Source organism: Haloferax sp. Atlit-12N, from assembly GCF_003383095.1.
GTDB lineage: Archaea > Halobacteriota > Halobacteria > Halobacteriales > Haloferacaceae > Haloferax.
Window position 1 is genome coordinate 342,625 of sequence record NZ_PSYW01000003.1, and the last position, 24,351, is coordinate 366,975.

The following is a 24,351-nucleotide window of genomic DNA, read 5'->3' on the forward strand; positions in this document are numbered from 1 at the left end:
AATACTTTCCGCCGGCGCAGTTGACGCGCGCCGATTTCGTGGTCTTCGGCCAGTTCGACCGGCGATACCGGCAAACTATAAGTTCGTCCGCGATGTCCGTGCTGACATGGCGCAAGCGCAAACGCGACAGAACGTGCTGTGGACAGTTCGCTCCAAAATCGGCGGTATCACCTCGACGGTGATTCTCCTCGGAGCGCTGTTAATTCTCTTCGGTGCCGCCCTTCAGACCGGCGTCTGGGCGGGAATGTTCGGAATAATCGGCGGATTGCTGGTGTTCGTCGCCGTCGCGTTCCGGGTACTGATCTGGGCGTACCGGCTGTTCTGATTACATCATGGTGAATCCGTAGTACACCCCGATGAGCAGGATTACGAGTATCACGAGGCCGAGCAGGTACCGCGTCGTATTTCCTTCTTTCTCCACTTTCATGGTTGAAGTCCGTTTCGTAGGTCAACAGCGCGTGTGTTAACCTTTTCCCTGAGACAGCGTGGCACGACCGCTCTCGGGTCGAGATAATCGAAAAAAAACAGCGACGCGGAACGGACCGGCTGGTCCGGTGGTTAGTCCGCGGCCGATGCGGGACCGTCGCCGCCTTCCGAACCGCCGCTACCGCCTTCCATGTCGTCGGTCGAGACGGTGGCCGCGTGGCGAGCGCGCAGACGGGGGTTGAACAGTCGGTCCGTCCCCTGCGCGAACAGCTGGAGGCCGTACGTCATCGTGACGATGAACAGTATCGGCGCGAGCAGCCAGTGGAAGCGGTCCATGCCGGACAGCGCCCCGCCGTTGCGGGCGATGTTGAGGACGACGCCCCAGTTGCTCGTCGTGAACGGCAGCACGCCGATGAAGTACAGGCCGACGGACTCCATCAGGATGTTCCGCATGGAGCCGACGGTCCCCATCGTCAGCATCGGCATGAGCCGGGACATGACGTTCTTCGAGAGGATGCTCGACGTGGGTAGTCCCAGCACGCGCGAGGCCTCGACGTGGGACTCACCGCGGATGGTGAGCACCTGCGAGCGAAGCTGTCGGGCCAAGCGTGGCCAGTTGTCGATGGCCAGCACGAACCCAACGAACACCGGACTCTTCGGTTCGAGAATCACGGCGAGGACGATGACGAGCGCGAGGCCGGGGATGTTCATCATCACGTCGGTCACCGTCATGAGCACCTTGTCGATGACGCCGCCGAGGTAGCCGGACGTGACGCCGAAGAAGATGGCGAGCCCGAGCGTGACGAGTGCCCCCGACAGCATCATGACGAGCATCGGGCGGGTCGCGAGCACCTGCTGTGCGAGGAGGTCGCGGCCGATGTCGTCGGTGCCGAGCGGGTAGCGCATGTTCTCCAGCGGTTGCAGGAGAATCGGCCCCTGCATCGGTCTGACCTCGGGGACGATGTACGGCCCGAACAGCCCGAGGAACCCGAAGATGCTGAGGATTATCGCGCCAACCCGCGCCCGCGGCGAGGTCCAGATGATGCGGAACGGGGTCAGGAGGCTCTGGTCGATTCGCTCTTTGATGTACTCGCCGCGCGAGAAGTCGGAGCTATCGACGTCGAAGCTCATCGCGCCGCTCGCCGAGATGCGGTTGCCCTCGATGCGGTCGTCGATGGTCTCGGTCTCGTCCGCGCCGCCGCCTCGCAGGCGGTTGACGAACCGCTGGAGGGTTTCGCGGTACGACCGCGAGTAGGACTCGCGCTGGGTGTGCCCGGCGCGCGGGTCGATGAAGCCGTAGGTGAAGTCGGCGATGAGCAGGCCGACGACGGTGACGATGGTGAAGAGGATGACCGCCGCCATGACCGTCGTGTAGTCCCGCGCCATCGTGGCCTCGTAGAAGTAAAAGCCCATGCCGCGGTAGCGGAATATCTGCTCCATGATGACCGAACCGCCGAACAGGCTGGCGAGGCCGGCCATGAGACCGGTGTACATCGGGAGCATCGAGTTCCAGCCGATGTACCGTAGCTGAATCCGGCTGTCGGGCAGTCCCCTGAGTTCCGCCACGTCGACGTAGTCCTCACCGATGATGCGGGTACAGTGCGCGCGGAACTCGAGGCCGCCCCACGAGGTCAGCGCGAACGACATGATGGGCAGCGCCGCGTGTCGCAGCACGCTGGCCATGAACTCGATGTTGAACCCGGGCGTGAGCGCGTTGTCGTACCGCCCCCCATTGGGGAAGAACTCGGTGCCGAATCCGAGCGTGAAAAGCAGTACGAGCCCGACGATGTAGTACGGGACGGCGTCGGAGAAGATGACGAAGTAACTCCCGACCACGTCCCAGGTGTCTCCCTCGTGGACGGCGAGGAAGCCGCCGATGAGGAACACCATGATGGTGCCGATGACGAGGGCGAAAAGCGAGACGAACATCGTCCACGGGATCGCCGGTCCGAGCACGCTCCAGACCGGGTCCGAGTAGAAGATAGACCGCCCGAAGTCTAGTTGCGCAACCGATACGATGTATTCGACGTACGCCTGCAGCATCGGCTTGTCCGGGTTGACGTTCGAGTACATCTCGACCATCTGGTTGAGGCGGGTCGACGAAACCGCCCCCCCGGACCGCTGTCTAATCTGCGCGGCGATGTAGTCCATCGGCCCGCCCGGTATGAGCCGAACCGTCACGAACGAGAACGTGATCGCCGCCCAGACCGTTATCAGGGCCTGCGCTATCCGGCGCACGTAGTAATTTTTCTCGACCATCCTTGCTAGTTCTTACCTCTCATGTGGGTACTTAATCATTATGAATAGGGCTACTTTCGACCGCAATCGACCGAACTGTCTCGCCGTCGTCGCGTCCGGAGGCGGCGCGTTGCGCCCCCGGACGGGGAGTTCACCGCATGGCTGATACGTTCTGACTGATCTCGGTGAGACGACGGTTTCTCGTTCAGGTGGCGGCGCCCGGTTCGGTTACTGCCCTCCCTCCGCCGGGTGGAAGTACTCGGTTCCCATCTTGGCCATGTACTGGCAGTAGGAGTACTGGCCGATTTCGACGATTTCGTAGCGGTACGCCGGATTCAGGTTGTTGTTCGGCGGCTTCGTCGCCCAGTTGTCGTGATTCAGCCAGTAGCCACCCGTGCCGCCCTCCTCGTTGATGAGCATCATCGGGAGCGACTGGTTGAATATCCACGAGACTTCCGCGACCTTCTGTCTGCGCTCTTCGTCGGACATCTGCGTCCGAAGCTCGTTGAGCTTGTTGATGACGTCGACCTCTTGGAGGTCACCGGTCGGGTCGCCGATTGGGTACGGCACCTCGACCACGCGGTCCATCGCCCAGCTGTCGTTGCTCGGAAGCGGCTGTCCAGACAGCGACTCTTGGACCCGGAAGGAGTTCGAGAAGCCGAGGAACGGCGGGCCGGACTTCGCGCCGCCCCAGTTGTCGAACAGCAGCTCCCAGTCGCCGGACTCCATCGTCTTCCCGGCGCGGATGGTCGCCTCCTGTGCGGTCACTTCGGTCTGGAGACCGAAGCTGTCCAGGTAGGACTTCGCGATCTGCGCGAACCGCAGAGCCATCGGCTCCTCGTCGGACGTCGCCGTGTAGAACCGCAGGGTGACGTTCTCGCCGTTCGGGTCTTTCCAGCGGTTGCCCGACTTCGAGAAGCCGGCGGCCTCGAGGAGTTCGGTCGCCCGCTGTTCGTCCACGTCGTCTTCCGTGTGGGCGTACCGTTCGAGCTTCGCGAGGTCGCCGCTCGGCCAGTTCGAGTTCCCGCCGAACCATGGCACTTCCTTGTCCTGCCCGATGCCGGACGGAATGCGGTCTTCGACCCAGTAGGTGCCGTAGTCCGGAACCCACTCGACGAGGGGCTTCCGGGGGACGATGTGGTGAATCGCCTTCCGGACGCGCGGGTCGCCGGTGATGTCGCTCTGACAGTTGAGCAGGACGCCCATCGCCCCGCTGCGCATCTGCGGCGTGATCTGGTCCTCGGAGAGGCTGTCGGCCGGCCCCCACCCGTTCTCCTTGAGTCGGTCACGGGCGGACTGTGACTCCGGCGGGTAGCTCACGTCGATGACGCCCTCCTGCATCGCCTTGGTCCGCTGTTGCTGGTTCGGGTAGCGGTGCCAGTCGAGGCTGTAGTCTATCATGTCGCCCGTAATCTCGCCGTTCGACCACTCGGCGTCGCTGAAGGGGCTGACGTAGTCGTCGTAGGGTTCGAAGTGCGCGACGTTCTCCTCTCCGCTGACGAACTCCCAGACGGAGTTCCCCGGCACGTTCGCGTTGTCCCAGACGTTCTTTTGAACCGCCTGCATCATCTCCTGCTGGGCAGAGGTCCGCTCCGAGTCGGTGGTGGCGTCGTCGAACATCTCGGCGTACTTCCCCCAGATGTCCCGGTGCGCCCAGAGCCACGCGCGGCGCTTCATGTGACCGAACTCGAATATCTCCCGGCTGATGTCTGGCTCGACCAGATCGAACGTGAGTTCGTACTTCCCGGTCGTCTCCACGTTCTCGTACAGCGGTTGCGCGCCGTAGCCCTTGTGGACGGTCTGCATCAGCTTGCCGATCTTGAGCTGAGTCGCCACGTCCTCCGCGGTCAGGTCGTCGCCGTTGTGCCACGTGTAGCTGTCGCGGACGTTCCACGCGACCTGTCCGTTGTCGGCGTACTCCCAGTCTTCGATGACCATCCCTTTCGTCTTGTTCGACACCTTGTCGTGGACGGCCAACTGGTCGAACATCGCCCAGTACCACCGGAACGAGAAGTTCGCGGCGTTGCCGTACGGGTTGAATCGGGCGTTCGTCGGTGCGAGCGAGATGATGTGGTCGAGCGTTCGTCCCGACGACTGGCCGGTCGAATCGCCCTCGGTCGTCGTGCTCCCGCCGCCGCCACCCTCGTTCTCGAGCGGAGTCGGCGTGTCTTCGTTACCACCACTGCTACAACCGGCCAGCGCGGCGGCACCGGCCGTGGCACCGAACGCGTTTCGAAGCAGACGCCGGCGTGTCTGTGGCGATACGTCTTCCCACTCGTCGTCGCTGATCCACTTGTCGGACTCAGCGCTGCTTTGCGAATCCATCACACAGTACCCATTATGACTATCCCATATATACCCATCGATAATGGTAATTATCTACTGACAGTATTTGATTACGCGGCCGCGCTCGTGACCCTCGCGACGCGCGGGGCGGTCCCCCAAAGGACTATTATCCCGTTTTGCGAAATCGCCGGTAATGGGAACCTCAGAACAGTCGTACTTCAAATGTTGGATCTGCCGAAAGAAGATGCTGTGGACGAGCGTGCTCTCGTTCACGCTGCTCATCGTCGTGCTCGGCCTCCTCGCGATGACGGGCATCGAGCGCGGGACCGCGTCGTACGTCGTCCTCATGATGGACTTCGCCCTCGCCGGCGTACTCCTCGCGACCGTCGGCGTCGTCTTCTGGCGCTGCGGCTATCTGAGTGACGCCCTCGAGTGAACGCGTTCGGCTTCTGTTTTCTCCCGTCGTCTCTGCCGACTCGGATCATCGCTGTTCTTCATATCATAGTATCACTTTCACCTCCATCTCGCCGCCGTCTTTCGGTTTCCGCGTCTAATCTGTAATATAGGTGTTAGTTTTTGTTCGCGTATGGGGAACTCAACAGCCGAATTCGGTTGGTCGTCCTCACTGAGTAGCGTCCCAGTCAACGCTGTGAACAGCAAAATCACTACTTCTAGGGACTCTACTGGCAGAAATCGGACTCTATTCGGTTCGCTACGCGCCGTGACGACGCTACAACCGTAATGCTCCTTTTCCCGATTTCAGACCGGTTCGTTCTCCATCGAAAACGACCGAAAATGGGTGAGTGGTGGGTTCTGCGTCCTGTTTTCTTCACAACCGATTCTGTTCGCCCACGGGGAACAATTCTCCCGGTCCGCAACGCCGACACGCACTTGTGAACCCACCGCGTTCGTCGGAACGACACCGAATGACTGGCTTCGACTACGACGACTGGTTCGACGGCGTCCTCCGAGCGACCGACCGCTCGGTCGAGTACGCGGGTGAGACGGGACCGGAGTTCGAGGCGTGGCAGGAGTCGTTCCGCGACGAACTACGCGACGTGCTCGGATTTCCGGCGATGCGTGACCGAGCCGTCGAGGGCATCGATCCGAATCGACGGGAGCGACCGGAAGCGGCGGTTCAACACCGGAGTTACGAGCGACAGACGTGGAGCGTCCGCACCGAACGGGGGTTCCGCGTCCCGTTCTACCTGCTTCTCCCCGACTCGGTGGACCCGCCATATCCGGTTGTCGTCGCGCTGCACGGCCACACCGAACACGGCAAAGACCTCGCCGCCGGCGTCGCGGAGGGCGAGGCGGCCAGCCGCCACATCGACGACGACCGGCGGGACATCGCCCGACAGGCGGCCCGGCGGGACTTCGCCGTCGTCGCCCCAGACATGCGTGCCTTCGGCGAACTGCGTCCCGACGCGGCCGACGAGTCGGACGAGTCCGATGCTGTCAACCCATGTACGTACTGGCAGAAACGCGCCCAGCTCCTCGGCCGGTCGCTCGTCGGTGAGCGCGTGTGGGACGTGCGTCGCCTAGTCGACTTCGTCGAGGGGCATCCCGCGCTCGATGCCGACCGACTAGCCGTCTGCGGCCACTCCGGCGGCGGAACCATCGCGCTCCTCGCGGGCGCGCTCGACGACCGAATCAGGCACGTCGTCGCCTGCGCGTCGGTCTGCCCGTTCGAGGACTCCATCGTCCCCATCGACCACTGCCTGTGCAACTACGTTCCCGGCCTCCGACGCCTCGGCGAAGTGTGGGATATCGCCGGCCTCGTCGCTCCGCGGTCGCTCCGCATCGTTGCGGGCGAATCCGACCCCATCTTCCCGATAGCCGGGACGAGACGGGCGTTCGACCGAATCCGCGGGCGGTACCGCGCCGCGGATGCCGAGGGGAAGTGCAGCCTCTTCGTCGGCGACGGTGGCCACCGCTTCTTCGAGGCCGGCGCGTGGCCCTTCCTGCGCGACCGGCTCTGAGCCGACGCGCTGTCCCGACCCGCTTCCGCTCTCGCCTCGCGTCTCCGATACCGGTGCCTCGTGGTACCCCGGCACAACGTTTATCAACGCGCTCGCGGATGCTTGAGGCGTGACTCTCGAACAGCGGAACGTGCGCGACTACGGTATCGAAGACGACGATTCGCTCGACACGGCGGCGATTCAGGCGGCGCTCGACGACTGCGCCGGCGAGGGCGGCGAGGTGTATCTCCCGCCGGGGACGTACCGAAGCGCCCCGCTCCGCGTCGGCGACGACACGACGTTCAGACTGGCAAACGGGGCGGAACTCCAGTTCGTCCAGGACTTCACCGAGTTCCCGACGGTCGAGAGCCGCTGGGAGGGGTGGGACCAAGACGGCTTCCACCCGTGTCTCCACGTGGCCGACGCCGAGAACGTCACCATCACCGGCGAGGGCGTCATCGACGGCGGCGGCTCCTACTGGTGGGAGTTCGTGTCGTTACCGCCCGAGCAGTACCCCTCCGAACTCACCGAGCGACTCGAGGAGATTCGACGTGGCAACCAGCAGGACGAGGTGAGCACGTTCACGGTGCGCCCGCCACTGCTCCAGATAGACGGCTGTGAGAACGTGACCGTCTCCGGCGTGACGCTCCGGAACTCCCCGTTCTGGAACACCCACGTGGTCTACTCCGACGACGTGACGATTCACGACGTGTCGATTCAGAACCCGCCGGACGCCCCGAACGGCGACGGCATCGACATCGACTCCTCGCGCTTTGTCAGGGTCAGCGACACCCACATCGACGCCGGCGACGACGCCATCTGCCTGAAGTCCGGCAAGGACGAGCAGGGCCGCGAGGTCGGACGCCCGACCGAGAACGTCGTCGTGACCAACTGCACGGTCGAACACGGCCACGGCGGCGTCGTCATCGGGAGCGAGACGGCCGGCGACGTGCGGCACGTCACCGTCACGAACTGCACCTTCACCGACACCGACCGCGGCATCCGCATCAAGTCCAAGCGCGGCCGCGGCGGGACGGTCGAGGACCTCCGGTTCGACACTATCATCATGCGCCGCGTCGCCTGCCCGTTCGTCATCAACGGCTACTACCAGACGGACATCGACAGCGACCCCAAGCCCGTCACCGAGGCGACGCCGAACGTCCGCAACGTCAACTTTCACCACATCTCCGCCGAGGAGGTCGAGTCGGCGGCGTTCCTCGCGGGCCTCCCCGAACAGCGGTTCGAGGGAATCTCCTTTACCGACGTGGACATCGACGCGACCCGCCCGTTCGACGCCTCGGACCTCTCGCCCGCGATGGCGAAGGGCTACGACCAGCGACACGGCGTCTTCTGTAAGTCGCTCGGCAGCGTCTCGTTCAAGGACGTTCGCGTGACGGTCCCCGATGGGAGCGGGACCCCGCTGACCGCGGAAGCGAGTTCGACCGTCGTCCTCGACGGGTTCGAGGCCGAGGCCGACGAGGCCCCGGCTGTCGTGGCGGACGGCGTCGAGAACCTCCGAATCGGCGGCTGCGTCGCCCCCGACGACGGCGAACCGTTCGCTCACGTCCGCGACGAGGGCGACGGCGAATCCTCGGTGCTCCTCGCTGGCAACTACGGCGACATGGCCGAGGCCGTCGTTTCAGTACAGCCAGAGACGGTCGAGCGGTAGGCGACGCCCGACACACTCGTTTTTCCGAAAAAGACGCTTCTGCGCGCTTCAGTCCCGAAGCGACGGCGCGGCGAACTGCCCGTCTTCGAACGCAATCGGCGAGGCTTCTTCGACCACGCGGAGGTCGTCGCGGTCGCGGGCCTCCTCGACGAGCGCCGGCGAGGCGTACAGCCGAGCGAGGTGCATGGTGTCGGCCGCGCGGACGACCCGGACTGTGTCGGGGTCGACGACGCCGATGGTCGACAGCGCGGCGACCACGCCCGCGCGGTCGGTCTCGACGACTGGCGGGAGTTTCACGCCGCGGATGGTGCTCGCGGTGAGCGCGTTGATGAGCGTCGTCTGCGCCTCCAACTCGGCGACGATGTCCTCGTGAATCACGTCTGCCGACCCGACACCCATCGCGTTGCCGTGGGTCTTCTCGGTCAGACCGTGGGTGTAGATGCGCTTGATGTTCGGCTTCTCGGGGGCAGGCTCGTTGATGGAAAACGGCCGGCGGCCGATGACGTTCGTGTCCATCCCCTGCCCGCTAATCTCTTTGCCCTGTCGGTCGAACACGACCAAATCGAGCTCCTCGAACGGGAGCTTCGGCATCAGTTCGTACGCGGTTTCGAGCAGTTCGCGCTCGCGGTCGAGGAAGCCTGACGGGGGAACGCCCTCGATGAGCGTGGTGTCGTCGTGTTGGTCTTCCACGATGGCGACGCCGCCCACGATGGGAAGCGAGTCCAGCAGTTGCTCGGTTATCTCGGGAATCATCCGCCGGAACGACCAGTCGACGGCCCACTTGTGGGCGATTTGCGCGCCGCGCTGTTTGCCCATCCCGATGACGAGCATCTTCGACAGCCCGCTTTCGACCTCGCCGTCGAAGTCGGTGTGGGGCTTGACGCGGTTGATGGGGATGATGGCGTCCGCACCCGCGGCGTTGGCGTCGGCGACGACGGGCACGTCGCGGTCCGGCGTGCGCCCGACCTCTACGACCTCCATGCTGGACCGAATCTCGCAGCCGATTCGCTCCTCGGTCACGCCGAGTTCGTTCAGCATCTCCTGCTGTCCCTCGCCGGTCGCGCCGCCGTGGCTTCCCATCGCGGGGAACACGAACGGCTCGTAGCCCGCCTCGGAGACGGCCTCGACGACGCCCGCGACGATGTCGGGTATATTCGCGATACCGCGGCTTCCGACGCCGAGTGCGACCTCGCCGCCGTCGGGAACGTCCGCGAACGACAGCGCGGCGACGGCCTTCGCGGCCGCCTCTGGAACCTCGGCCGCCGGAATCGGATTCGTCTCCCAGACCTGTTCGATGATACCTAACTCGGGGAGCGGGGGGTTACCGCACGCTTCGAGGATAACGTCTTCCGGGACTGAGAGCCAGTCTACGGGGTTCTCGTCGCCATCTGTGTGCATGCGAAACTCGACGGCCGAGTTCGACATAAAACTGTTCGTCGGGGGGAGTTCCTACACGCTGAGGTCGTCGAGGACGACGCGGCGGCCCTCCTCTGAGGACCGATAGCTCGCCTCGGTGAGTTGGACGCCGCGCGCCCCGGCGGTGAAGTCCCACGGGAACGGCTCGTCGGCGACGACGTGGCGGATGAACTTCTCCCACTGGAGCTTGAACGCGTTCTCGAACACCTGATTGTTCGGGACGCCCGTCCAGTCCTCGTAGAAGTCGTGTTCCTTCGGTGTGTCGGGGTTCCACTCCGGTTTCGGCGTGTTCGCGTGGCCCTGCGTCTTGCAGTCGCGCAGGCCGGCGACGGCGCTTCCGTCGGTCCCGTCGACCTTGATTTCGAGGAGGTCGTCGCGGTTGACGCGGACGGTCCACGAGGAGTTGAGCTGGGCGACGATGTTGTCTTCCAGTTCCATGATGGCGTAGGCGGCGTCGTCCGCGGTCGCCTCGTACGGCTCGCCGTCCTCGTCGATTCGCTCGTCGATGTGGGTCTTCTGGAGACAGCGGACGGACTCCACCTCGCCGAACAGGTTCTCCAGCACGTAGCTCCAATGGGAGAACATGTCGTCGACGATGCCGCCGCCGTCCTCGGCGCGGTAGTTCCACGAGGGGCGCTGTGCCTCTTGGCCGTGGCCGGTGAACACCCAGTAACCGAACTCGACGCGCACCGAGAGAATGTCGCCGAAGAAGTCCTGTTCGATGAGTCGCTGGAGCTTCAACAGCCCCGGCAGCCAGAGTTTGTCTTGGACGATACCGTGTTTCACGTCGCTCTCTTCGGCCATCCCGGCCACGTCGAGCGCGGCGCTGAGGTCGCTCGCCAGCGGCTTCTCGCAGTAGACGTGCTTTCCGGCGTCGATGGCTTTCATGACGCTGTCCGGGCGGCGGGGGGTTATCTGGGAGTCGAAGTACACCTCGTCGTCGCCGTCGAGACACGTCTCGAGGTCGGGGTCGACGGTCCAGCGGTCGATGCCGTGTTCCTCGCTCAGTTCGCGGAGTTTGCGTTCGTTGCGGCCGACGAGAATCGGGTCCGGCATGACTCGCTCCCCGTTGGGGAGTTCCACGCCGCCCTCCTCGCGTAGCGCGACGATGGAGCGGATGAGATGCTGATTCGTTCCCATCCGGCCGGTCACGCCGTTCATGATGATACCTAGCTCTTGCATGTGCTGACTCGTTGCACCAATCTGCTGGTCGGAGTGTAATAACCTTTTGCATGGCTTCGGTTTCCGCCGGAACGATTCGCGCGCCTGACCGTCGTCTGCGCCCGCGAGCCGCCGATTCGACGGTGTCCGAGAGAACGGTAATCGACGACGTGTGTGATCGGACATCTCTATTCGAATATACCGAACTTTATAAGATACGACACATGTATTACAAGCATATGGGTGTAATATCTTATGTCTCATCTCGTTATTTCGAACCAGCCGCGGCGTCAACCGTTCGTGCCTCACGAACTTTATATACTCTGCCGGTGCCGGATTCAGGCTGCCATAAATTATAACAATCGTTGAATATGTTGTCTGTTCGAGTGATGCACTCATGAGACCCGATAGACGGACGTTCCTCCGCGTGCTCGGAGCAGGAAGTATTGGTGCGGCGACGACTGGCCTCTTCGGTGGCAGCGCCGCGGCCGCGACCGTGATTTCGATGCAGGGCGGCGGCGACGACATCTGGGGTACTGCCGACGCGTTCCACTACTACTACACAGAACTGAGCGGCGACTTCGACGTCGCCGTCCAGAACACCGGCATCGACAACATCGAAAGCTGGACGAAGACGGGCCCGATGGTCCGCGAGTCGCTCGACCCCGACTCGAAGAACGTCATGGTCCGTCGCCGGCCCAACGGCGAGGCGTCGATGCAGTACCGGCCCGAAGACGGTGCCGAGACGAACAGCGTCGGCGGCACACAGGCTGACTGGCTCCGTCTCAAGCGAAGCGGTGACACGATAGAGACGTACCACTCCACGGACGGCGAGACGTGGACGTCGATTAACACGCTCGACGCCACCGACATCTCGCTGGGCGACAGCGTCTACGTCGGTCTGGCGGTCACCAGCCACCTCTCGGGGACGCTCGCGACGGCGACGTTCCAGAGCCTTTCTGGCGTCGACCCCGACCAGAACCGCGATATCGGCGACGTCGAAGTCGCGGGAAGCGTGGAGAACACGACGGGCGTCCCGCTCGTCTCGACCGACGACGTGACCGACATCGGCCCCGGATCCGCGACGCTCACCGGCGAACTCGGCGACCTCGGTGGTGCTGATTCCGCGGACTGTTACTTCGAGTATCGGGAGGTACCCACTGAATCGTGGAAGACCACGGACCCGACGGAACTCACCTCACCGGGCGCGTTCAGCGTCGAGGCGGACGACCTGACGGAACGTCGCTACTACGAGGTGCGCGCGGTGGCAGACACGGCCGACGGAGACACCGCGCGAGGCGCAGTCTCCACGTTCAACACCTCGAACCCGTCGAACAGCAAGGTTCCGGCCCACGCCGGTCCGGACAGCGCGTCGCATTTCGGACCGAGCGACGGGTTCGCCGAGGCTGCACCGTGGCTCGACGACGACACGCCGGTCATCGTGATAACCGAGCCGACGCGTCGCCAACTCGAAAAGGCGGTCACCATCGACGGCGAGCGACTGGTCGTCTTCGAGACCAGCGGAACGATCGACCTCGGCGTGCGCGACCTCCCGATTCCGTACGACAAGTGCTACATCGCGGGCCAGACCGCGCCCTCGCCGGGCGTCACGTTCGTCAAGGGTCGCGTGAATATCGGGGCGAGCGACTGCGTCCTCCAGCACGTCCGGGTGCGACTCGGCGACGCGGGCATCGAGGAACCGACCGAGGACTGGGCGCTCGACACGGTCAACACGGCCGACGAGACGACGAACAACGTCATCGACCACGTCTCCGCCTCGTGGAGCGTCGACGAGTGCCTCTCGGTCGGCTACGAGACTGCGGAGACGACTGTCTCGAACTGCCTCGTCGCCGAGGCGCTCGACGACTCGGTCCACCCGAAGGGCGAACACGGCTACGGCTCGCTCATCGGCAACGACGCGAAGAACGTCGCCATGCTGGGGAACGTCTGGGCGTTCAACACCGACCGCCATCCCAGACTCAAGGAGGGGACCGAGAGCGTCGTCGTCAACAACGTGATGTACGACCACGAGGACGGTACGTGGATGGACCCCGACACCGAGGCGAGCATCGTCGGCAACGCCTATCTCCGGCCCAACTCGAATAAGGCGAACGTCTTCACCGAGGACGACGTGGACACCGCCGTGGCGTACCTCGAAGACAACCGCACCGACGGCGACGTGCCGATGGTCGACGAGAACGTGACCGTGGTCGACGAGCGGCCGCTGTGGCCCGACGGACTGGCAGCGATGTCGTCGGACCGGACGTTCGACCACAACCTCGCGAACGTCGGCGCGCGCCCGGCCGACCGCACAGCGACCGACGAACGCATCCTCGAAAACGTCGAAAACGGGGAGAGCTACCTCGTCGACAGTCAGGAGCAGGTCGGCGGCTACCCGAACCTCGCGGTCAACAGCCACGAGCTGAACGTCCCCAATGGCGGGACTCGACCGTGGCTCCGGTCGTGGTCTCGTCGGGTCGAGACACCCTCACAATGACCGCGTGAGGCCGACGAACCGCCTGCCGCCGACTATCTTGCTTGTACCCGCATATTTTTAAATTATTTTCGGTGAAGTACGTGTATGGGTACGAATATCGGATACATCGGTATCGACCACCACCACCGGGACCCCTACTTCGCCGTCGCGAGCGAGTTAGACGCGACGATTACCGCGGTCTGCGAACCCGGACGACGGGTCGATGTGGAGAACATCGCGGCGATGGACGACCGCCCCGACGAAATCACGACCGAGGGGCAGGACATGGCGGACCTCGTCGGCGGCGCGGCGGTCTACGAGGACCCCCACGAACTCGTCTCCGACGCCGACGTCGACGTGGCGTGGATAACCTACCGGAGCGACGAGACCCCGTCAATCATCGAGAGCGCCGTCGAGAACGGCGTTCACGTCGTCAGCGAGAAACCCATCGCTCGGACCGCCGCCGATCTCGAAGACATCGCCGACCGGGCCAACGAACTCGGCGTGACCGTCTCGCCGACGATGTACTACCGGCGCAACCCCGTCGCGATGGCGCTCCGCGACCGGGTCTCTGAGGGCTTCTTCGGCGACGTGTGGACGCTCGACGGCCGCTTCAACGCCAGCCAGCTCTCCTACCGGGACACCGACCACTACCTCTACGACCGGGAGACGAGTCGTGGCGGCGCACTCCAGTGGATTGGCCCGCACTGGGTCGACGTGATGCCGTGGATTCTCGACGACCCCATCGCGCGGGTGAACGCCCGGTTCCACGACGCGGTCGAGACGGACGTAGAAGCCGGGGCCGTCCTCCAGTTCGAGACCGAAAGCGGGACGCTCGGCACGTACCACACCGGCTACTACCTGAGCGACCGCGGCAAGGACACGCACCTCGGGCTCTACGGCACCGAGGGACAGGCGCTGACGCCGCTGCACCACGACTCGCTGCAGCACGAACCGACGGTCCCGCTGGACATCACCTCGGAGCATCCCGACTGGACCGCCGCGCCGAAGCGGACCGTCGAGTTCGAGTTCACCTACGACCGGTTCCCGGCCTGGGGCGACTTCGTGCAGGACTACTTCGAGGACTACTTCGCGGGCTACGAGACCGGCGACGTGCCCGCGACCGTCGACGACGCCGTGCAACTGCTGCGCGTCCTCGATGCGGCCTACGAGTCCGGCGAGCGCGGCGGATGGGTCGAAGTCGAGGGGTGACCCCGGTCGCCGCCGCCCAGACGCCGTCACGCCGAGACCGCGTCCTCTTAGCCGTTCGACCATCCTGAACTTTAAATACGTAGCCGAAAATATTGAGGTATGCCAACGGATAACTCGACTAAGACGCTCCGGACGACCGCCACCTCGATAGAGATTCTGAAGCAACTCGAAGCGATAGACGGCGCGCGAGTCTCCGAAATCGCCGAGCGGATGGACAAGCCCAAGAGCACGATTCACGGCCACCTCGCGACGCTCAAGCAGGAGCAGTTCGTCATCAAGGAGGGCGACTTCTACTTCATCGGTCCGGAACTGCTCCGGTTGGGGAACCAAGTCCGGACGCGAGAGCCGGCGTTCGTCCTCGCGCGACAGTTCACGGAGCGTCTGTTCGAAGAGACTCGACTCCGGTCGATTTTCACCGTCGAGATGGGTGGGAAGGCCGTCTTCCTGCACACCGCGTCGGGGAGTAAGATGGGGTGGTCCCACGAGCAACTCGGCAACCGACTGTTCCTGCACAACACCGCCGTCGGGAAGGCGATTCTCGCGGAGCTTCCGGAGCCGCGCATCGAACAGATAATCGACCGGTGGGGCCTCCCACAGGAGACGGAAAACACCACGACCGACCGCGAGGCACTGTTCGAGGAGTTAGAGCGCGTCCGCGAGCAGGGCTACGCGGTCAACCGCGCCGAGAACTTCAACGAACTCTACGCCATCGGCGTCGCCGCGACGCGCCGCTCGGGCGACGTTATCGGCGGGTTCAGCGTCACGGGCCCGGCCCACTCGGTGACCGGCGAGGACCGGAAGGCCGAACTCGCGCACACGGTCAAAGACATCGTCAGCGAGTTCGAACTGGAGCTCGCGCTCGCGTGACCCGGGCGGGACCATCCCGCGTCGTTTCCTGCCGACCGTTCCCCGGTCGTTCGGAACTGTCGAACATTATATACCTGCAATAGTTACAACCGTTCTCTTCGCTGTATTATTACTGTGAATCAACAAATTACGCTCGTACGCCTGTAATATATTCTCGTAACGCACCACCGTGCTGAGCGAGTGTTCGGACGCAGTGACTGCACGCTTTCGATTACGGCCGGCGAATTTTTCTCATCTGATAAAATACTAATTCACAATATCATCAGAATTCAGTAATTTTAGTCTCCAATGCGCTATCTCTCGCTTCGTGTCCGGAAAATATCCGAGAAGTCACTACTCGAACGCTGAAACGACTGAAAATACTAGGCAAACCGTTCGGACCAGTTCTCGGGTCAGACTTTCGGCATCAGTCAACGAAATCTCGTACTGCTACGGCTTGCTCCCGAATACATCCGTAAACACCGAAAAAACAGTCGTTACGGCTCATACGTCTCTCTCGGTTTCCGAACCATGAATGGGGATTCGAGATGACACCGCAAACATACCATCTTTATAGGTATATCTGATTATTTACTATTCCGCCGCTGTGTACGCTCGGCACCCGTCGGTTCGTTCGACGGCCGCCACTTTTTCTTCCGAGGAGTCGTTATCGCCGACGCTATGGGCGTGATGAGCAAGCTTCGACGGCTGCTCGGCCTCGTAAAGGGACGCGAAGACGAAGTCGCCAAACAGGTCGGAAAGCGAACGAAGGTGAGCGAGGAGAAGGCCAAGAAAGGAATCGAAAAGGCGACTGACGCGGTCGAATCCGGCTCGAACGGCGATTCGGGGAACGGATAGCGACTGACACCGGTGGTGGTGTGGCGGTTCGCGACGGTCCGTAGCGGATCGTCGGCCGGGTGCCAGCCGGGTTCCTCCGTGCGTTGCGGCGGACCACTCATAACGGTCGGCTTCGCACACGGACTATGCCCGAATCTCACGCGCCGTCGCTCGACGGACGAGTCTTCAAGTCGGTCGCCAACGCCGAGGGCGGCGACGTCGGCGGCGACACCTACTTCTGGTTCGACCAGTCCGACGACCTGATTCACGCGACGTACCGCGGCGGAACCGTCAGGCTGGGCCATCTCGTCGGCCTCCACCTCGGCGACACGCTCGACTTCCGATACTCGCACGTCACCGAAGACGGGACCACCGCGACCGGCCACTCGACGGACCGCATCGAGCGACTGGACGACGGCCGTCTCCGCCTCCACGAGGATTGGTCGTGGGACTCGAAACCGGGCTCCGGAACGAGCGTCCTCGAAGAACTCACCGACGAGGTACGGGCGGGCCTCGACCTGTCGCCCGAGCCGTTCGACGGGCGGTAGCGACGCGCCCCGCGCTCGCTTCGCCGCTCGCCTCGTCAATCGGCCACGACGCTCTCGGTCGCTCGCTCGGGCACCGACGAGTGGTACACGGCGTCGCCGCTCGAATCGAACAGGTGCAGGCGGTCCGCATCGACGGCGAGTTCGACGGTGTCTCCGGCCGTAATCCGGCTTCGCGGCTCGACCTTGACCCGAATCTCCTCGTCGCCGAGGCGACAGTGCAGAAGCAGGAGCTCTCCGAGCGGTTCGGTGACTGTCACCTCGGCGGTGAACGACTCCGACGCCCCGGCGGTGTTCGAGACGAGAGACACGTCTTCGGGTCTGACGCCGAGCGTGAGTCCGTCGTCGTCCACGTCGTCCAGTCCGGAGCCGTCGGGGAGCGTGAGCGAGAGCCCCGGCGCTTCGGCGACGTGTTCACCGCGTTGCCGTCGGACCGCCACGGGAACGAAGTTCATCGCGGGCTCGCCGACGAAGCCGGCGACGAACTGGTTCGTCGGGTAGTCGTACAGCGTCTGCGGCGGTGCGACCTGCTGGAGTGTCCCGTCTTCGAGCACGGCGACTCTGTCGCCGAGCGTCATCGCCTCCGTCTGGTCGTGGGTGACGTAGACGGTCGTCGTTTCGAGGTCGCGGTGGAGTTTGAGCAGTTCGGCGCGCATCTGCACCCGGAGCTTCGCGTCGAGGTTGGACAGCGGCTCGTCCATCAGGAACACGTCCGGTTCGCGGACGAGCGCCCGCCCGATAGCGACTCGCTGCCGCTCCCCACCGGAGAGTTCCTTCGGTTTCCGGTCACGGAGGTGTGCGATGTCGAGCGTCTCTGTGGCGTCTTCGACGCGCCGCTCGATTTCGTCGGCGGAGAACTCGCTCGCCGATTTCATACCGAACTTCATGTTCTCCGCCGCCGTCATGTGCGGGTACAGCGCGTAGTTCTGAAACACCATTGCGATGCTTCGGTCCTTCGGCGGCACCTCGTTGACGACGCGGTCGCCGATGGCGATAGAGCCGTCCGTCACCGATTCGAGGCCGGCGAGCATTCGGAGCGTCGTGGATTTCCCGCACCCCGAGGGGCCGACGACGACGAGGAACTCGCCGTCTTCGATTTCGAGGTCGATACCCTTCACGGCGCGCACGTCGTCGTACGTCTTCCGTAGGTTCTGAATCGTGATGTCTGACATGATGAGTTCGCTATTTCTGTTGGATGGTGAGCGTTCGTAGGAGCGGTCGGTGCAGCACGATGAGTACCACGAGCGGCGGGAGCAACGCGAGGACCGCGCCGGCCATGATGAGTCCCCACTGCGTCAGCCCCGCCTGCGCGGAGCCCTGGAGGTACCGAATCCCCACTTGGACGACCTGACTGCTCTTGTCGGTCACGACGACCAGCGGCCAGAGGAACTGGTTCCACGTGTAGATGAACGTGATAACGCACACCCCGGCAATCATCCCTCTCGACATCGGGATGAGCACCCTGAACAGGAAGGTAAGCGGGCCGACGCCGTCGAGGCGCGCGACCTCGACGAGCGAGGCCGGGATTCCCATGAACTGCTGGCGAAAGAGGAACACGGCCGTCGCGCTCGCGATGTACGGCCCGGTCAACGCCAACAGGGAGTTCGTCCACCCGAGGTCGGCCATCAACTGGAACAGCGGGACGATTCGAACCGGCACCGGCAACAACAGCGTCAGCAGGATGAACATGAACACCGCCCGCTCGTACGGGAAGCGGTAGTAGACGAGCGCGAGCGCCGCGAACAGCGAGAGCGTAACCTTCCCGACGACGACGATGACGCTCATCACGAACGAGTTCAGCATGTACGTGCTGAAGTCGTAGTTCACGAGCGCGTCCGAGTAGTTCGACAGCCCCTTCGACCCGAGGCCGAGGTTCGTCACCTGATACACCTCCGTCGTCGACTGCGTGCTCATGATAATCGCGAGCAGCAGCGGCGACGCCATCAGGAGGATTGCGAAGACGATGCCGCCGTGCAGCAGCGCGTCGTCCGGCAGGCGGTGCGCGAGCTTTCCCGCGTCGAACGTCGTGGTGTCTGTCTCTGTGGCCATCTCGTTATCCTCCGTACCGCCCGTAGCCCGACGCGAACCGAAGCTGGATGTACATCAGAATCGACACGACGACGAACAGAATCACGGACTGCGCGGACGCCAGTCCGAGGCTGTTGAACTGGAAGGCGTCGCGGTAGAGCTTGAATATCAGGAAGTTCGTGGCGTCGCTCGGCCCGCCGCTCGTCATCAGGTCCACGAGCGGGAACGTCGAGAAGAACGCGTATATCGTGTTCATGACGACGAGGAACGTCATCGTCGGCGCAATCATCGGCACATACACCTTGTACAGCATTCTGAACCGACCGACGCCGTCGATGCGCGCGTTCTCCGTCAGTATCTCGGGGATGTTGTTCAGCGCGGCGACGATGAAGATGATGTTGTAGCCGAGTTGCTTCCAGATGACGACGACCGCGAGGATGGCGAACGCCTGCGGGCCGTCGTTGAACCAGTCCAAAGTGAGCGGCGTCAGGAGTTCGAGGTAGTGGGTGAAGATGCCGAGATTCGGGTGCAGGATGAAGTTCAGGAGAATCGCGGCGACCGCCGGCGGGAGCGCGTACGGCCAAATCGCGGCGACGAGGTAGACGGACGACCGGACGTCGACGGAGAATATCAGGTAGCCGATCAACAGCGAGACGCCGAGTGTCCCGAAGACGACGACCGCTGCGAACGCGACCGTGATGAAGAAACTGTACTGGTAGACGCCCGACGTGAGCAGGCTGACGAAGTTCCCGAGCCCGGTCCACGTCTGTCGCTGTCCGAGAAACAGCGTCTCGTAGAGACTGAGACGGAAGGTTTCGAGCGCGGGGTAGTACAGGAACGCGACGAGTACCGCCGCTGTCGGGAGTAACAACAGCGCCGCCTGAAGCGTCGAATCGTACGGTTTTGTGGCAGTAGACATGTGACTGACGTGTCGGGGGGTGCCTACTGGCTCCCGTCGTAGTTGCCGTTGTACCCTTCGAGGGCCTCGCCGACCTGCGTGTCCATCCGCGACAGTCCCTCTTCGACGCCGAGTTGGTCGTTGATGATGCTGACCGATATCTCCTCGTTAATCGACCTGGTCTTGGGGAACACGCCCATCACCGCGCCGCGCGTCGCGGGGGTGTCCTCGGTGTCCTGTAGCTGGTCGAACGCCGTGCTGAAGTTGGGGTTGTTCTCGAACCACCCGTCGTCCGTGAGCTGGTCGATGGAGCTCTGTCGGACCGGGAAGTAGCCGCTGTTGCGGTGCCAGCGCGCCTGCTGTTCGGTCTGGGTGACGTAGGCGATGAACTCACCCGCGGCCTGCTTCTTCTCGTCGGAGAGGGCGTCGGGCACCCACAGCGACCCCCCGCCGATGACGACGCCGGTGTTCGCGCCGTCGGGCGTCGGCAGGTAGCCGGAGCCGAGTTCGAAGCCGTTCTCCTTCGCGCCGGACTGCATCGAGACGATGTTGGACGTGGAGTCCCACAGCATCGGCACCTTCTGGGTGAGGAACGCCTGTCGCGCTTCGCCCCACGCCTCGATGCCGGGGTTGAGATAGAGGCCGTCTTGGGCCATCCCCTTCCACCAGGAGTAGACGCTGCGCCCCGCCTCGGAGTTGAAGAACGTCTGGTCGGGCCGACCGTCGCGGCCGTTCTCCTGGTTCACGAGCACCTGGTCCTGCTTCGCGAACTGCTGTTCGATCTGCATCCACGTGTGGTTCGGCCAGCTGATTCCGCTCTCCATGTCGGTCTGGTCGACGATGGTCTGTGCGGCCTGCCGGACCTCCGCGAGGCTCCGCGGCGGGCTTTCGGGGTCGAGGCCGGCCTCCTCGAACGCGCTCTTGTTGTAGAGCATGATGGTGTTCGAGGAGTTGAACGGCATCGAGTTCAGCGTCCCATCCATGCGGTAATAGTTCAAGACTGACGGCAGGAAGTCGTCAAAGTCGATTTGGCCTTCTGGCAGAATCTCCTCGACCGGCGTGAACGAGCCGCTGTCGAGCGCGAGCCGCGTCCCGACCTCGAATATCTGGACGATGCCCGGCGGGTCACCCGCCCGCGACGCCTGCAGCGACTGGTTGAGGTTCTGCCGGTAGCCGCCGTTGTTGACTGCCTCGATGGTGACGCCGTCGCGTTGCTGTGAGAACTCGGCGGCCATGTCTCCCAGCGTCTGGCCGAGTTCGCCGCCGAAGATGTGCCAAAACGAGACGGTCACGTCCTGCGCGCCGGACGACCCGGCCGTCGTCCCCGACTGGTCGGTGCTCCCGCTCCCGCCTTCGGTTTGGGTCGGTGAGTTGCTCCCACCGGAACAGCCCGCGAGTCCCGCGACGCCGACAGCCCCCGCCGTTGCGAGGAATCCGCGTCGACTGGTTGTGCGCCCGATAGCTCGGTTCGTCGTTTCGGCTCGCTCGCCGACAGGGCCATTTTCAGGCATGTACTGGGACATATCCGAACACATAATTTAAATTTTACCATTATATCGCAAATAATTAGACATATGTTGTCCTCTGGTGTGGCTCGTACCGCTCTGATTGGGGTATAAAAAGGCGGCCGACAGCCTCGGGAATCGAGTGGAGTTCACGAGTGCGACTCCACGGCGACGACGTCCCATCGGTCGACGGTGAGGGCGTCGACGCCGAGCGACTGGAGGGTCGTCGCGGTCACTTCGTCGTCGACGGTCCACGCGTCGACGAGCAGGCCGGCGTCGTGCGCGGGCTCCACGAGGTCCGTGGAGGTGCACAGGCCGTGTTCGACGTGGACGAAATCACAGCCCCGTTCTGTCGCCCACGCCAACTCCGCGGAAACGTCGTCGCGGAACGAGTAGCCGACCTCGGCCGACGTCGGCGTCTCCAGCGCGATACTGACCGCCTCGCGCGACGGCGACGAGAGGACGACCCGTTCGTCGAGCGCCTCGACGGCCGCTAAGGCGTCTTCGACGAGCTCCGGGTCGCGGGTATCGAGGTTCATGCCGGTGCCCGCGGGCCACGCCTTGACCACGTGGTCGAACCGCGGAATCGTCGCCTCCGAGCCGTCGACTCGAAGCGTCGTGAGGTCGTCGACGGCGGTTTCGGCGAGTCGACCCGAGGCCGTCGTCAGCCGAGACAGGTCGTCGTCGTGAAACGCCACCAGTTCCCCGGTGCCACAGCGCATCACGTCCACCTCGACGAGGTCGACATGGGGCGCGGACTGCTCGATTGCCGAAATCGTGTTCTCTGGATACTGGCCCGCACAGCCTCGATGCCCGATAGTGAGCATACGATACGTCACTGGCAACGACTTATCAACCGTACTATGATAGCAACGTACTGAACAGATTACTATTGAGACAACATAGCAGTCACAATATACGAGCCACGGCCAATCCGGTGTATGGTTGACGACCGTTACCTGTGGACCGCGACTCGGGCGGCCGAGGTCGCCGGCGACGAGTTACGGGCCCGCTTCGAGTCGAGGTCTCGCGGGCGGTCCCGCGACCGCCCGGCGGACGAGGCCGCCGAAGAGCGCATCATCGACGTGATAGCCGCCGCGTTCCCGGACGACAACGTCGTCTCCGAGGAGGGTTCTCCGGAGTTCCGCCCGAAGCCGCGCTGGGTCGTCGACCCCCTCGACGGCACGGTCAACTTCCACAACGGCGTGCCGCATTTCTCCGTCTCTATCATGTACGAGGGGGCGACGCGGCCCGACGTCGGCGTCGTCAACTACGTCCCGGCGGACCAGTTGTACGTCGCAATCGAGGGTGAAGGCGCGTTCGTCAACGGCCGGGAACTCTCGGTCTCGAACGCCGCGGAGCTGTCGGACGCGCTCGTCGTGACCGGGTTCGACTCGCTGGCCCGAGCGAACGGCGACGGCGCGTACCTCGAAGCGCTCTGCGCATCGACGCGAGGCGTTCGCCGGATGGGGTCGGCCGCCGCGGAGTTGGCGCTCGTCGCCGCCGGCCGGTTCGACGTGTATTTCGAGCAGAACCTCGATATGTGGGACACGAGGACCGGCCCGCTCCTCGTCCGCGAGGCCGGCGGGGAAGTGACGCACGTCGAAGCGATAGACGACGTGACCGGCGACACCGTCGTCGCGTCCAATCAGGCGCTCCACCGGCAGGTCATCTCGCTCATGTCTCGGCACAGCGCCCTCGGATGAGCGGCATGTCTCGGGTGGTTCAGCGGTTCGACGGCTCGGCGGTTCACCCGCCCCCTCAGCCGTCTCTCGCTTCTCGGCGCTTGACGGCGTCCACGTCGAAGTCGTTGACCGCGCGGTTCGGTTCGAGGCCCGCCCGCTCGACCACTTCGATGTCGGCCGCCGGCGACTGCCCGTCGGTCGTCAGGTAGTCGCCGGTGAGGACGCCGTCCGCGCCGGCTTCGAACGGCAGGTGTTGCTCGTCGGGCGCGAGGTTCGCCTCCCGGCCACCGGTCAGTCGGACGCGCGCGTCGGGGTGGAGCAGTCGGTAGACGGCGACGGTCTTGACGAGTTCCGTCGTCGTGATGTCCGCGTGGTCGGCGTCGCCGAGCGGCGTCCCGGGAACGGGGTTGAGCACGTTCACCGGGAGCGACTCGACGCCGACTTTCTGGAGTTCGATGGCGGCGTCGACGCGGTCCGCCGGCGTCTCACCCATCCCGAGGATGACGCCGGCACAGAGGTCCATCCCCGCGTCTTTGGCCCGCCGGAGCGTCACGAGTCGGTCCTCGAAGTCGTGGGTTCCGACCACCTCGTCGAAGTACCGCGGCGAGGTCTCGATGTTGTGGTTGTAGTGGTTCACGCCCTCGTCGGCGAGGATTCGCGCTTCCTCCTCGGTGAGCAGACCGAGCGAGGCGTCGATTTCGACGCTCGTCTCGTCGCGGACGAGTCGAATCGCCGCCAGCACCTCTGCCCACTCGTTGGGCCGGCGCTCCTTCGAGACGCCCTTCTCGGCGACGACGATGCCGAACCGCTGTGCGCCGTCGCGCTCGGCGCGTCGCGCGGCGTCCAACACCGCCTCCGGTCCGAGAAAGCCGTGCGTCTCGATACCGGTGTCGAAGTGCGCCGACTGCGCGCAGAACCCGCAGTCCTCGGCGCAGTCGCCGGCCTTGGCGTTGACGATGGAACAGGCGTCCACGGTCCCGTCGGAGCGGACCGAGCGGACGTAATCAGCCCCCGCCGCGAGCGCCTCGACCGGTTGGGCGATGAGCGCCACGCCGTCGGTTCGGTCGAGTTCCTCGCCGCCGAGCACTCGCCGCACCGCGTCGTCGACAGTTGGGTTTCCAGTCTCGTAAACCATACTTCACATCTCAGTTGACGAGTTCAA

Annotated in this window: 20 protein-coding genes; 10 read left to right on the forward strand and 10 right to left on the reverse strand. The window is 64.0% G+C overall.

The window, feature by feature from the left end:
• The first annotated feature begins 106 nt into the window (after window positions 1-106).
• Window positions 107-325: a hypothetical protein gene (locus C5B90_RS15875; RefSeq protein WP_058828641.1), complete on the forward strand. Its 219-nt coding sequence runs from the start codon at window positions 107-109 to the stop codon at window positions 323-325.
• Window positions 326-558: 233 nt separating this feature from the next.
• Here the strand turns inward: C5B90_RS15875 and C5B90_RS15880 are convergent, their stop codons facing one another.
• Both C5B90_RS15880 and C5B90_RS15885 read right to left on the reverse strand, forming a co-directional pair.
• Window positions 559-2,685, reverse strand: a complete 2,127-nt coding sequence (locus tag C5B90_RS15880; protein ID WP_115882937.1) for an ABC transporter permease subunit — start codon at window positions 2,683-2,685, stop codon at window positions 559-561.
• A 207-nt stretch (window positions 2,686-2,892) separates the two neighbouring features.
• Window positions 2,893-4,989: an ABC transporter substrate-binding protein gene (locus C5B90_RS15885; RefSeq protein WP_115882938.1), complete on the reverse strand. Its 2,097-nt coding sequence runs from the start codon at window positions 4,987-4,989 to the stop codon at window positions 2,893-2,895.
• Window positions 4,990-5,143: 154 nt separating this feature from the next.
• Here C5B90_RS15885 and C5B90_RS15890 point away from each other — a divergent pair, with 154 nt between their 5' ends.
• The 3 genes from C5B90_RS15890 (at window position 5,144) to C5B90_RS15900 (ending at window position 8,580) form a co-directional block, all read left to right on the forward strand.
• On the forward strand, window positions 5,144-5,386 hold the full coding sequence (locus C5B90_RS15890; RefSeq protein WP_233512067.1) for a hypothetical protein: 243 nt from the start codon (window positions 5,144-5,146) through the stop codon (window positions 5,384-5,386).
• A 490-nt stretch (window positions 5,387-5,876) separates the two neighbouring features.
• The gene (locus C5B90_RS15895; RefSeq protein WP_115882939.1) at window positions 5,877-6,932 is read left to right on the forward strand and encodes a S9 family peptidase; all 1,056 of its coding nucleotides are present in this window, start codon (window positions 5,877-5,879) and stop codon (window positions 6,930-6,932) included.
• 109 nt (window positions 6,933-7,041) lie between these two features.
• Window positions 7,042-8,580 (forward strand): glycoside hydrolase family 28 protein, encoded by a 1,539-nt coding sequence (locus C5B90_RS15900; RefSeq protein ID WP_115882940.1) that lies wholly within the window; start codon window positions 7,042-7,044, stop codon window positions 8,578-8,580.
• A gap of 48 nt (window positions 8,581-8,628) precedes the next feature.
• Here C5B90_RS15900 and C5B90_RS15905 read toward each other — a convergent pair whose 3' ends face one another.
• Both C5B90_RS15905 and C5B90_RS15910 read right to left on the reverse strand, forming a co-directional pair.
• Window positions 8,629-10,005 carry a DUF362 domain-containing protein gene (locus C5B90_RS15905; RefSeq protein ID WP_115882941.1) on the reverse strand — a complete coding sequence of 459 codons (1,377 nt, stop codon included), beginning with the start codon at window positions 10,003-10,005 and terminating at the stop codon, window positions 8,629-8,631.
• Between the two features lie 24 nt (window positions 10,006-10,029).
• Window positions 10,030-11,178 carry a Gfo/Idh/MocA family protein gene (locus tag C5B90_RS15910; protein WP_115882942.1) on the reverse strand — a complete coding sequence of 383 codons (1,149 nt, stop codon included), beginning with the start codon at window positions 11,176-11,178 and terminating at the stop codon, window positions 10,030-10,032.
• A 376-nt stretch (window positions 11,179-11,554) separates the two neighbouring features.
• Here C5B90_RS15910 and C5B90_RS15915 point away from each other — a divergent pair, with 376 nt between their 5' ends.
• The 5 genes from C5B90_RS15915 (at window position 11,555) to C5B90_RS15930 (ending at window position 17,076) form a co-directional block, all read left to right on the forward strand.
• Window positions 11,555-13,654 carry a pectate lyase gene (locus C5B90_RS15915; RefSeq protein ID WP_199517521.1) on the forward strand — a complete coding sequence of 700 codons (2,100 nt, stop codon included), beginning with the start codon at window positions 11,555-11,557 and terminating at the stop codon, window positions 13,652-13,654.
• Window positions 13,655-13,738: 84 nt separating this feature from the next.
• Window positions 13,739-14,845, forward strand: a complete 1,107-nt coding sequence (locus tag C5B90_RS15920; RefSeq protein ID WP_115882943.1) for a Gfo/Idh/MocA family protein — start codon at window positions 13,739-13,741, stop codon at window positions 14,843-14,845.
• Between the two features lie 99 nt (window positions 14,846-14,944).
• On the forward strand, window positions 14,945-15,712 hold the full coding sequence (locus C5B90_RS15925) for an IclR family transcriptional regulator (RefSeq protein WP_115882944.1): 768 nt from the start codon (window positions 14,945-14,947) through the stop codon (window positions 15,710-15,712).
• 669 nt (window positions 15,713-16,381) lie between these two features.
• Window positions 16,382-16,549: a hypothetical protein gene (locus C5B90_RS20915; RefSeq protein WP_199517530.1), complete on the forward strand. Its 168-nt coding sequence runs from the start codon at window positions 16,382-16,384 to the stop codon at window positions 16,547-16,549.
• Window positions 16,550-16,674: 125 nt separating this feature from the next.
• Window positions 16,675-17,076 carry a hypothetical protein gene (locus C5B90_RS15930; RefSeq protein WP_115882945.1) on the forward strand — a complete coding sequence of 134 codons (402 nt, stop codon included), beginning with the start codon at window positions 16,675-16,677 and terminating at the stop codon, window positions 17,074-17,076.
• A gap of 35 nt (window positions 17,077-17,111) precedes the next feature.
• On the opposite strand, the gene C5B90_RS15935 is transcribed toward C5B90_RS15930, so the two are convergent.
• The 5 genes from C5B90_RS15935 to C5B90_RS15955 all read right to left on the reverse strand — a co-directional run bounded on the left by C5B90_RS15935 (window position 17,112) and on the right by C5B90_RS15955 (window position 22,331).
• Entirely contained in the window at window positions 17,112-18,245 is a 1,134-nt protein-coding gene (locus C5B90_RS15935; RefSeq protein ID WP_115882946.1) for an ABC transporter ATP-binding protein, read from the reverse strand.
• A gap of 10 nt (window positions 18,246-18,255) precedes the next feature.
• The gene (locus tag C5B90_RS15940) at window positions 18,256-19,122 is read right to left on the reverse strand and encodes a carbohydrate ABC transporter permease (protein WP_115882947.1); all 867 of its coding nucleotides are present in this window, start codon (window positions 19,120-19,122) and stop codon (window positions 18,256-18,258) included.
• A 4-nt stretch (window positions 19,123-19,126) separates the two neighbouring features.
• Complete coding sequence (locus C5B90_RS15945; RefSeq protein WP_115882948.1) at window positions 19,127-20,020, reverse strand: carbohydrate ABC transporter permease; 894 nt, start codon at window positions 20,018-20,020, stop codon at window positions 19,127-19,129.
• 23 nt (window positions 20,021-20,043) lie between these two features.
• Window positions 20,044-21,522, reverse strand: a complete 1,479-nt coding sequence (locus tag C5B90_RS15950) for an ABC transporter substrate-binding protein (protein WP_115883043.1) — start codon at window positions 21,520-21,522, stop codon at window positions 20,044-20,046.
• Between the two features lie 131 nt (window positions 21,523-21,653).
• Entirely contained in the window at window positions 21,654-22,331 is a 678-nt protein-coding gene (locus tag C5B90_RS15955) for a glycerophosphodiester phosphodiesterase (RefSeq protein WP_115882949.1), read from the reverse strand.
• Between the two features lie 114 nt (window positions 22,332-22,445).
• On the opposite strand from C5B90_RS15955, the gene C5B90_RS15960 reads away from it, so the two are divergent.
• Window positions 22,446-23,210, forward strand: coding sequence for an inositol monophosphatase family protein (locus C5B90_RS15960; RefSeq protein WP_115882950.1), 765 nt, complete (start codon window positions 22,446-22,448; stop codon window positions 23,208-23,210).
• A gap of 55 nt (window positions 23,211-23,265) precedes the next feature.
• Here C5B90_RS15960 and bioB read toward each other — a convergent pair whose 3' ends face one another.
• Complete coding sequence (bioB, locus tag C5B90_RS15965) at window positions 23,266-24,324, reverse strand: biotin synthase BioB (RefSeq protein WP_115882951.1); 1,059 nt, start codon at window positions 24,322-24,324, stop codon at window positions 23,266-23,268.
• Window positions 24,325-24,351: the final 27 nt, after the last annotated feature.